At 45.9% G+C, this 1,678-nt stretch carries 1 protein-coding gene; it reads left to right on the top strand.

From position 1 onward, the window contains the following. A partial coding sequence (locus R7Q47_RS23770) for an ATP-binding protein (protein ID WP_411912880.1) occupies positions 1-1,678 on the top strand: 1,678 nt, incomplete at both ends.

Raw genomic sequence — 1,678 nt, 5'->3', positions numbered from 1 at the left:
TTACTCTATGTTTACATCGACAACGTCTCTTACCCGATTCATTTACCCAATAACCCCTCCATCACGCATAAAGCTGAGAAAACAGCGCAGCTCATTCAAGAGCTAAAAGCAACGACCCCCCGCGTTTTTGGCGACAATTCTGAGGTTTTGCCTCTACTTGCGAGTTTTGAAGAAGCCAGCCTCTCGATGTTCACAGCAATCGATATCGAAGAAAAACTGGATATTGCAGAATGGCGAGCAGATACTTTTGAGCAAATCCTACTTAATCTCGACAAGGTCTATTTTAGTAACGTCAGTTACGAAACCGATCGCCATCTTTCCTCCTTAATGCAATTGGAATGGTTAATGTTTTGGTCGACGGAAGAGCGTCGATTGAGTGAATATCTCATTTATTCAGCCAATAAGCGTCTTCATTACGACGACGCTGTTCGTGATGAGATTCAGTCTCTGATTCAAAACCAACAACTGCTTGTAGAGCGCTTCGTCGCGCTCAATGCCAACCAGAACCAAGTCCAATTGCTGATAGAAACCTTTAGCAACAAGGTATTTCAAACTAGCCAAGAATTTCGTGATCAGTTACTTAACCAAGAGGAACTACAAGCGTTATCTCCTCTTAAAACGGGAGCTGGAGTTGCTGCGCTGAACAGGCGACTGGCGCTACTTCATGACATCGACGATACGATGGAACATGAGCTGCAAACGAAGCTCGCACAAACCATTAAAGCAACCACGCAACAGCGGTTGGTATTCATTGTAATTATGTCGTTGGTGACGATTCTTGTTATCAGTTTAACCATTCGCTTGGTGCGTAAAGTGACCAACAACCTGCATCTTGTTCTTGAGTTTTTAAGCCGCGAAAATTACAGCGAAGACTCACCACTTTCTGAGCTCATCAAAGGCAAAGATGAGTTAAGCAAGTTTGCTCAAGAAGTGGAAAAACTCAGTCATGAGAGAGAACAAGCAAAGCAGAAACTCACCAAAGCCAAAGAAGATGCCGAGCGCGCCAAAGACGACGCGATTGAAGCCAGCAAAGCGAAAAGTAGCTTCCTAGCGAACATGTCGCACGAGATTCGTACTCCGCTCAACGGTGTGATAGGTATTTCTGAAGTGCTGGCAGACACCCCGTTGACGGCTACACAGCGAGATTACGTCGACACAATAGAGACGTCTTCCCAATTGCTGCTCAGCCTGATTAACGACGTGCTGGATTTTTCCAAAATTGAGTCCGGCATGTTGCTGATAAGTCCTCATTCAACCTGCGTGCGAGAATCAATTTATGACATCGCCTCAATCGTGTCCCCAAAAGCAAAAGAGAAAGGCATCGAATTAACCGTCAGCATTAGCCCGAACACGCCTTATCACATCGTCATTGACGATCACCGCTTGCGTCAGGTGATCATGAACTTCATGTCCAATGCCGTTAAATTTACGGAACGAGGCAGTGTAGAGCTTTCGATTACCACGCTTGAAAGTAATGAATCGGAAGCCGTCATCGAGTTTTCCGTGCAAGACTCAGGTATCGGCATCGATGAGCAGCAACAGAAACGAATCTTCGCACCATTCGCTCAGGAGGACGACTCCACCACCCGCCAATTTGGAGGTACAGGTTTAGGCCTTGCCATCAGTACGCAACTTGTCGAACTCATGGGCGGAAGCATACAACTTGAATCTGAAAAAG

The organism is Vibrio sp. Vb0349, from assembly GCF_033338975.1.
The sequence above is the reverse complement of the archived record's forward strand: the minus strand, read 5'-3'. Positions and strand labels throughout refer to the sequence as shown.